10 protein-coding genes and 1 tRNA gene are annotated in these 9,121 nt (G+C 28.4%); 6 read left to right on the top strand and 5 right to left on the bottom strand.

Annotated elements, in window-relative coordinates:
* Nucleotides 1-476 precede the first annotated feature (476 nt).
* From ACJDU8_RS24380 to ACJDU8_RS24355, 6 genes are all read left to right on the top strand, one after another.
* Entirely contained in the window at nucleotides 477-1,166 is a 690-nt protein-coding gene (locus tag ACJDU8_RS24380; protein ID WP_406794779.1) for a response regulator transcription factor, read from the top strand.
* Between the two features lies 1 nt (nucleotide 1,167).
* Nucleotides 1,168-2,097, top strand: a complete 930-nt coding sequence (locus ACJDU8_RS24375) for a sensor histidine kinase (RefSeq protein ID WP_406794778.1) — start codon at nucleotides 1,168-1,170, stop codon at nucleotides 2,095-2,097.
* Nucleotides 2,098-2,201: 104 nt separating this feature from the next.
* Entirely contained in the window at nucleotides 2,202-3,113 is a 912-nt protein-coding gene (locus ACJDU8_RS24370; protein ID WP_406794777.1) for an ABC transporter ATP-binding protein, read from the top strand.
* The gene (locus ACJDU8_RS24365; protein ID WP_406794776.1) at nucleotides 3,114-3,863 is read left to right on the top strand and encodes an ABC transporter permease; all 750 of its coding nucleotides are present in this window, start codon (nucleotides 3,114-3,116) and stop codon (nucleotides 3,861-3,863) included. It begins immediately after the preceding gene.
* 19 nt (nucleotides 3,864-3,882) lie between these two features.
* The gene (locus ACJDU8_RS24360; protein ID WP_406794775.1) at nucleotides 3,883-4,611 is read left to right on the top strand and encodes an ABC transporter permease; all 729 of its coding nucleotides are present in this window, start codon (nucleotides 3,883-3,885) and stop codon (nucleotides 4,609-4,611) included.
* Nucleotides 4,612-4,641: 30 nt separating this feature from the next.
* Nucleotides 4,642-5,889 carry a S41 family peptidase gene (locus ACJDU8_RS24355; RefSeq protein ID WP_406794774.1) on the top strand — a complete coding sequence of 416 codons (1,248 nt, stop codon included), beginning with the start codon at nucleotides 4,642-4,644 and terminating at the stop codon, nucleotides 5,887-5,889.
* Nucleotides 5,890-5,951: 62 nt separating this feature from the next.
* Here ACJDU8_RS24355 and folK read toward each other — a convergent pair whose 3' ends face one another.
* From folK to ACJDU8_RS24330, 5 genes are all read right to left on the bottom strand, one after another.
* Nucleotides 5,952-6,779 (bottom strand): 2-amino-4-hydroxy-6-hydroxymethyldihydropteridine diphosphokinase, encoded by an 828-nt coding sequence (gene folK / locus ACJDU8_RS24350; protein ID WP_406794773.1) that lies wholly within the window; start codon nucleotides 6,777-6,779, stop codon nucleotides 5,952-5,954.
* A gap of 27 nt (nucleotides 6,780-6,806) precedes the next feature.
* Nucleotides 6,807-7,283, bottom strand: coding sequence for an HD domain-containing protein (locus ACJDU8_RS24345; protein WP_406794772.1), 477 nt, complete (start codon nucleotides 7,281-7,283; stop codon nucleotides 6,807-6,809).
* Between the two features lie 15 nt (nucleotides 7,284-7,298).
* The gene (folE, locus tag ACJDU8_RS24340; RefSeq protein ID WP_406794780.1) at nucleotides 7,299-7,856 is read right to left on the bottom strand and encodes a GTP cyclohydrolase I FolE; all 558 of its coding nucleotides are present in this window, start codon (nucleotides 7,854-7,856) and stop codon (nucleotides 7,299-7,301) included.
* Between the two features lie 119 nt (nucleotides 7,857-7,975).
* Nucleotides 7,976-8,791, bottom strand: coding sequence for a dihydropteroate synthase (folP, locus tag ACJDU8_RS24335; RefSeq protein WP_406794771.1), 816 nt, complete (start codon nucleotides 8,789-8,791; stop codon nucleotides 7,976-7,978).
* Nucleotides 8,792-8,961: 170 nt separating this feature from the next.
* Nucleotides 8,962-9,037, bottom strand: a tRNA-Phe gene (locus ACJDU8_RS24330).
* Nucleotides 9,038-9,121 lie beyond the last annotated feature (84 nt).

Raw genomic sequence — 9,121 nt, 5'->3', positions numbered from 1 at the left:
TCAAAAGAATTGCTGGTTTATTCTTATAAATAAGTTTACCTATATTCTTTATTCTGTTTAATTTTCAAGGATCATTACATTAATTTTGTTATTTGTGAACTGCTGTTTACTTAAGCAGCTTTTATAGTATATCATCTGAAATTATCTTTGTCAACATTTTTTATCAATTTTTTTATATTAACAAATTTTGTTAATTTAACTTTTTTAGACTAATTTCAACACAACAGGTGTTATTATATCACCATGCATTTTAGTAAGTTTTTCAGTAAAACACAATAACACTGACATAAATCCTCATATCTTGTTCTTATTAAATATTCCAAGAAGTTTCTACTACAGATACTCCTGGATAAGTTTATTTATATCCTCCCCCTTTTTCCTGTAGCTTATTCATGGAATCCAAATAATAATATTAAAAATATAATATGTTATAATCTATACTAAAGAATTAATTACAAGGAATGAGGTTTACACAAATGAATGTGTCTAAAATATTGATTGTAGAGGACGACGAAGAAATAAACAACTTGATTTGTGATACTTTAAAGAAAGAAAATTATAATACAATACAAGTTTTTAATGGAAAAGAGGCAATAAATGAATATGATAATACTTTTCAATTAGTTATTCTTGATTTAATGCTGCCATACATTGACGGTATAGAAGTTCTGAGAAAAATACGGGAGACCAGCACAGTGCCCATTATAATCTTATCTGCCAAAGATGAAGAAACAGACAGAATTGTAGGCCTTAGTATGGGTGCAGACGACTACATTGTAAAACCTTTCTCTATTAAAGAACTAACTGCAAGAATTAAATCTCAACTTAGAAGATATATAAGCTATAATAAAAATCATCCTAAAAATTTAGTTTTGCAGTATGCAGAGCTTAAATTGAACACTTTAAATTACAAAGTATTTAAAAAAAATACAGAATTGGATTTAACCCCAAAAGAATTTCAACTTTTAAGGCTTTTTCTTGAAAATCCAGACAGAGTATTTACAAAAGCCCAAATATTCAATAATGTATGGAAGGACAAGTATATACATGATGACAACACTGTCATGGTACATATAAAAAGATTACGAAATAAAATTGAAGACAATCCAAATAGCCCCAAATACATATCCACTGTTTGGGGAATAGGATATAAGTTTGGTGAATAATATGCTCATATTTATTTACATTCTTATATTTATAATAATTTTTCTTTCAATATTATTGGCATGTTTTTATAAAAATATAAATCATATATGTAAATATATTGATGATATATTTAATGGAAACTTAAATCAAAGAATAAGACTTCAAACCCATATAAAATGTTTTAGTAAGTTAACTATAAAAATAAATAACCTTATAGAGAAGCTTCAAGCTATCGAAAAAAAAAATATTATAAGTGAAGAATCCAGAAAAAAAATAATATCAAATATATCGCATGATCTGAGGACTCCACTTACTTCAATTCTTGGATACATGGAACTTATATTGAATGATTATGATTTAAGTCCAGATGAAAGAAAACGTTATATAAAAATAGCTTATACTAAGGGAAATTGTCTCTATGATATGTTGGAGGAGTTTTTTCAAATTTCAAAGATGGATTCAAAAGACTTTAAACTGGAAATAAAATCAATTAATATATGTGAAATTATACGGCAACAGCTTGTTTTCTTTTTTAATGAATTTAAAAGGGCAGGTATAGAACCTAAATTAAATTTTCCAAAAGATGATGTATATGTTAATGCAGACGAAAAGGCTTTAAATAGAATTTTAAATAATCTTATAAGTAATGCCTTAAAACATGGAAAAAACAGTACAAAAATATGCATTAACCTATCCTATACCCAAAATACAGTTTTTATATCAATATGGGATAATGGTTTAGGAATACCTAAAGACGAAATAAATTATATATTTGATAGATTATACACCATTGAAAAATCTAGAAAATCAAATTCAAGAAGTAGTGGTCTTGGCCTCAGTATAGTTAAAAAATTGCTGGAATCTCTAGATGGTACAATTTCCGTATCCAGTGTCCCTTTTAAAAAAACAGAATTTAAATTTACACTTCCCAAAGATGTAAGAAAATTGTAAGAACTGTGTAAATAGCATGTAAGGATTATGTTGTATTATAAACATAATCCTTTTTATATAAAATGATTAGATAGATGAACCAGAAATAATATGGAGGTAAGTAAATGGCTAGTATTCTGAAAACTTATGATTTAACTAAAAAATTTAAAAATTTTTATGCAGTTCATAGCTTAAATATGACTATAGAAACAGGTGATATATATGGTTTTCTTGGTGAAAATGGTGCAGGCAAGACTACTACCATAAGAATGATAATGGGACTTATAAAATCAACCTGTGGACAAATAGAATTATTTTCACAAAAAACATCAAGTAAAAATAAAAACCTTCTTCAAAGAATAGGATCTATAATAGAATATCCCGGATTTTACCCAAATCTCACGGCAAAGGAAAATTTAGAAATACATAGACGCATGATGGGCATTCAGGAAAAAAGCTCCATAAAACATTCTTTAAAAATAGTAGGTATAGAAGATGTGGAAAATAGAAAAGTAAAAGAATTTTCACTTGGCATGAAGCAAAGACTTGGAATTGCCAGAGCCCTCTTACATCATCCTGAATTTTTAATATTAGATGAACCCACAAATGGTCTTGATCCTCTAGGAATAAAAGAAATAAGAGAACTAGTTATAGATTTAGCCCACAAACAAAATATTACATTTTTAATATCCAGTCATATATTAAGCGAAATCCAACAAATGGCTACAAAAATTGGAATAATTCATAAAGGTATACTTTTAGAAGAAATACCCTATGATGAGCTTCAAAAAAGAAACAGACATTATATAAGTATCAAAGTAGATAATGATAAAAGAGCTTGTTTTATTTTAGAGGAAAAACTCAATATAAAAGATTATGTCATATGGGAAAAAAATAATTTAAGGGTTTATGAAAAACTTCAGGAGGCTTCAAATATAAATAAAGTTCTTGTTTCAAATGATATATTTGTAAATGAGCTATGCTTAAAAATAGATAGCCTAGAAGATTATTTTCTAAAACTTACAGGGGGAGATTAAATGCTTAATATAATATATTCGGAATTTTTAAAATTAAAAAAATCCTATGTAATTATCTTGACCCTGATTACTTCAATTTTGATTCCTGTTTTTCAATGTATTATATCACTTTCAGACGATTACAGTAGTATTTCAGATACATTGAGAGCTAATCTTATCAAAACTTATAGGATAAATATAGAACTGATTTGTTTTGAGCTTTTATACATAGTTTTTTTTGCATTAATAGCAAGCTATATTTTTTCGAGAGAATTTACGGATAAGACCATTAACACATTATATACCTATCCCATTAGCAGAACAAAAATATTTATAGGCAAGTTATACACAATATATATATTAATTGTGTTTGTATATTTTCTTGAATTTGTTGCTACATATATAACTCTTTATATATCTTGGGGTGAGTTTCCCTCTAAAAATTTTATTACAACTGACATAAAAGCCAACGTATATTCCATGTTAATGCAATTCTTATTGATTCCTATTCCCATACTGATTGGAAATATAACTAAAAATATTATTTTCCCTGTAGTATACGGCATACTGGCAGCTGCATCTTCTACGTTTCTCCTGTTAATGGGTATATATATGCAGATGTCTCCTTTGATACTTCCTGCACTTCCTATATATTATTTTCACATCGGAGATCCTATAGACTTTGTAATAGTTACTATAAATGCTGTTTTAATTTTTGGAATGTCAATGTTTATATGTGTCTATCACTATAAACACGTAGATATAAATTGAGTTCAATGGGGGAATTTAAATGTCAAATATAATATATTCAGAACTTTTAAAACTAAAAAAAACTTATATTATACCTATAGTTTTTATTTGCGGAACACTTATGACAATATTTATGTTTCTGGCAAGATTAATAACTGAACATGATATGTCTTTTGAAAAATTTGCTTATAATATAGAACAGATAAATTTTTTAATGTTATATGCAGTTGTATTTTCAACAATAGCAGCTTACATTTTTTCAAGAGAATTTACAGATATGACTGCCAATATATTGTACACTTATCCCATAAGCAGGTTAAGGATTTTTATGTCAAAATTAATAACCCTGTATATAATTATTTTTTTTACATATGCCATTGAAACTATATCTATTCCTCTAAGCTATTATTTTCTAAATGGCATTTTTCCACAAGGAAGTTTGGTAATGAAAGATATAAAAGCCAATACTTGCTCTTTATTTTTTCAAATTCTACTAATGCCTATTCCTGTATTGGTCGGAAATATAAGCAGAAATCTTATAGTACCTTCTTCATATGGGATATTATCCTTTATCCTAAGCAGTCTCTTAATGCATAATGACCTAGGAAATTTAAAATACATTCCATTAACATCACCTTATCTTTCATCTGCATATTTTTATAACTTAAAGTATATCAAATTAAACTATATTATAATTTGTAGTATTTTATGTTTTATTTTATTTCTATCTACTGCTATGTACCAATTCTGTAAGGATGAGATAAATTGAAATTTGTGCTAACTAAAAAGGAGTTTAATAATGAATAAATTTATAAAAATTAATTTTTGTTTTCTATTAATTTCTCTTAACACACTTTTTACTGGTTGTCAATCTGAATATCTAGGTGGTGATAGAAATGCAAAATGGCAAAAAGACTTAAGTTATATGCAAAAAGCTCTTCCTAAAAAACATGTGGATCTATTTCTTAAAATTAATGAAGAGCAATTTAATACTGAAGTAAATACTTTAAAAAACTCTGTAGACAAACTAAACGATGACCAAATTCTAGTAGGTATTCATAGAATAGTAGCTAGTATAGGAGACACCCATACATCGCTCTACAAAGAAGCTTTAACCATATACCCAATACAATTTTATTACTTTAAAGAAGGGATATATGTTGTAAATACTATACCTGAATATAAGAAAGCCCTTTACTCAAAACTTGTAAAAATAAATGGAATGAATGTACAAAAAATCCAAGAAACTATTTTGCCATTAATCGTCAATGATAACGAAGCTGTGGTAAAAAAAAATATGCCTAAATACCTTATGAATGCTGAAATTCTTCACGGCCTAAATATTGTATCCAATATAAAAAGTGCTGTTTTTACTTTTGAAAACAATGAAGAACAGATTTTCGATTTAAATATAAATGCCATAAACAGTAAAAATTCCACAGGAAAATTTATTATAAAAGGTGAATTTGATACTTCATATCCTCTGTATATGCAGCAAAACAATTTAAATTATTGGTACAAATACATATACAATGAAAAAACCTTATATTTTAAATACAATAAATGTGAAGAAGATGATAATTCTAAAACAATAGAAGATTTTACAACTGAAATGATTAAATTCATGGATACCCATGCCATTGACAAATTTGTAATTGACATAAGAGATAATTCAGGTGGCAGCGATAAATATATAAATCCTATTATAGATTGGATAAAAGACAAAAAACTAAACAATAAAGATCATCTTTTTGTTATAGTAGGAAGGAATACCTTTTCATCAGCTATAATTAATGCTGTTACATTAAAAAAAGAAACTAATGCAACTTTTATAGGTGAAGAGACAAGCGGTAAACCAAATCATTATGGTTCTGTGAAAAGTTTTATCCTTCCTAATTCACGAATACAAATACAATACTCCACACAATTTAATAAAACTTCCACAGATAATAGCAGTACTTTTACACCAGATAAAATAATTGAAGTATCAATAGAAGACTATTTAAACAAGAAAGATCCTGCTCTCAATTACATTTTGAAAAAGTAGGCACTTACATAAAAAAGTTTAGAACTTTCGAAAACCTATATAGTTCAAAAGTCCTAAACTTTTTATAACTTTTCCATTTTTTCTAATTCCCTTGTTAAATCCATAATTCTAGCATTTAAAATTGGATGAATAATATAAGGTGCAATATCAGATAGAGGTTTTAATACGAATAATCTTTCCTGCATTCTAGGATGGGGTATAATAATTTCTTCTTCACATGTTACTATGTTATCATATAAAATTATATCTAAATCTATGGTTCTTGGTCCCCATTTTACAGTTCTTTCACGTTTTAATGCTTTTTCTACTTCTAGCAAAAACCTCATTAATTTTTTAGGTTCCATTAAAGTTTTTATTTCTACAGCTCCATTTAAAAAATCTGCCTGTTCTATATATCCTACAGGTTTAGTTTCATATAATTTGGATATTTTCGTAACCTTATTATGAGAGGAACAATCTATTTCACATATTGCATTCTTTATATTTTGCTCTCTATCTCCCATATTGGAACCAACAGCGATATAAGCTCTATGCCAACATCTATCTATTTCTACTGCCACCCACTCTAAAGGTTTGCCTATAGGTGCCCAAGGTTTTTTTACTTTAACCACTACCCGTTCCACTATCTCATATTTTTTCAATATAAAATCTGCCAATGCCTGAGCCGATCTTTCAATAAGATTATATCTTTTCCTTGTAAATTCCTCTTCTATTTCAAAGCATAGTTCGCTATAGTTCACAGTTTTATTCAAGTCATCTTTATCTGCTGCTTCACTTAAGTCTACAAATATTTTTAAAGATATTAGAAATCTCTGGCCTAAATCCTTTTCGGCTTGATTTACTCCATGATACGCATATACTTCCAAATCTTTAATATAGATAATATCCATATGCCACCATCCTCTAACTAAGTCTCATTAATATTTAATACTATGATTTTTCTTTTTTTCTGACCAATTACATTTGGAAATAGCTTTACAATCAAAACAATTCCTAGATATTTTATCACTTGAATAAAATATATTGTTTATCAAATTATTAGGATCTTTTTTTCTGTGACTTAGTATTATATTTAGAATTTGCTGTATTTCCTCTTTCATAAAACCACATTCCATTAAAATATCTTCAGCCAATTTGGCACTAGCTAACTCATGGGATATTCCATTGTCGTATTGCATCCACTTTCCTATGTCATGCAATAAAGCAGCTGCATATATAGTTTCCTTTTTTATGTCAATATTATTTTCCAATACCATTATATAAGCAATCCTAGCTACATCTAACAAATGACACATATCATGTTTACAAAATTCTCGATGTTTTTCCATTTGAGAAATTCTGTGCAGGTATTTACAAAATTTTTGATTATTTAGGATAGTGTTTACTCTATTCAAAAATTTACCTACCTTCTATTTCATTTTTATCATTTCATAAACTTCACTTCTAAATTTAGTTTCACTTTTGAATATTCCTCTAGTAACAACTGTAACAGTTTTACTTCCTGGTTTTTTTATTCCCCTCATAGTCATACACATATGCTCTGCCTCTATAACAACCATAACTCCTTTTACTTCCAAATAATGCATTATTGAATCTGCAATTTGAGCAGTCATTCTTTCTTGAAGCTGAAGTCTTCTTGCAAAGACTTCAACAGTTCTTGCCAGTTTGCTCAATCCCACAACTTTATTATTAGGTATATATGCCACATGTGCCTTTCCATAAAAGGGCATAAAATGATGTTCACACATAGAATAAAATTGAATGTCCTTTTCTAATACAATATCGTCACTATTTACAGTAAATACTTTTTTTAAATGTTCTTCTGGTTCTTGATTTAACCCTGAAAATATTTCCGTGTACATTCTAGCAATCCTATCAGGAGTTTCCTGAAGTCCTTCCCTCTCAGGATTTTCTCCTATAGCTTCTATAATCATTTTTATAGCTTCTTTAATTTTATTTTCATCCATAATATAAATATATTGAGTATGAAAAACACACTCAATATTTACCTCCTTAAAACACATCAAATTGTCTACTTTAAAAAACAGCTAATTTATTATAATCCACTTTGAAGAAGATTGGAATATTATCTGACTACAGCATCTGACATTATAGCAGCTCTTTTATTTTCTATAACATCATGAACTCTTACGAAATCACATTTTTTCATTATTCCTATTACTGTAGTAGCTATAGTACCTTCTAATCGTTCATGTACTTTAAGGTTTAATGTATTTCCTATCATTGATTTTCTTGAGGTTCCCAAAAGTACAGGATATCCCAGTTCAGAAAATCTCTCTAAATTCCGCATAATACTTAGATTTTGTTCATAGTTTTTTCCAAATCCTATACCCGGATCCAGTATTATTTTTTCATCATCTACTCCTGCTTCTAAAGCCATATTTATGCTTTTTTTAAAATCATCTAATATGTCCTCTATTAAATTATTATAATTTGTATTATCCCTATTATGCATTATACAACAGGGAACTTTATAATGGGACGCCACAGATGCCATACGAGGATCTCTTTTTAAGCCCCATATATCATTTATAAAAGATGCACCTACATTTAATGCTTCTTCTGCAACTTTTGATTTATATGTATCCACTGAAATAGGTATATCTATATGTTTTGCTAATGTTCCTATTACAGGAATAATTCTTTCCAACTCCTCCTGCTGAGTTATAGGCTTATGGCCTGGCCTTGTAGATTCCCCACCTATATCTATTATGTCAGCGCCTTCTGCTTCCATTTGTTTAGCACGTTCTACAGCTAATTCTACACTGTTGAATTTTCCTCCATCTGAAAAAGAATCTGGTGTAACATTAAGTATACCCATTATATAAGTTCTCTTTCCTATTTCAAAATCTTTTTTACCTATCTTTAATATTTTATTCATTATGTCACCTTCAGTCATTATTTTTTATTGGAACACTACATTCAGCTTTATATACTACCTATTGTAACAAATCATTAGAAAATATACAAATATCCTTATCTGACTGAAATAATACATAATTATCATTTTAGCATATAATAAAAAAAGTTTCAGATTTTATCTGAAACTTTTGGTGGCCAGACCAGGAATCGAACCAGGGACACGAGGATTTTCAGTCCTCTGCTCTACCGACTGAGCTATCTGGCCATATTAACTTACCTGGCGACGACTTACTCTCCCACAGAGCCTCCCCTGCAGTACCATCAGCACTGTGGAGCTTAACCTTCCTGT

Origin of the sequence: Candidatus Clostridium eludens (assembly GCF_045310515.1) — a bacterium.
GTDB lineage: Bacteria > Bacillota > Clostridia > Clostridiales > Clostridiaceae > Clostridium_B > Clostridium_B eludens.
This window is presented reverse-complemented; position numbering and strand designations above follow the sequence as displayed.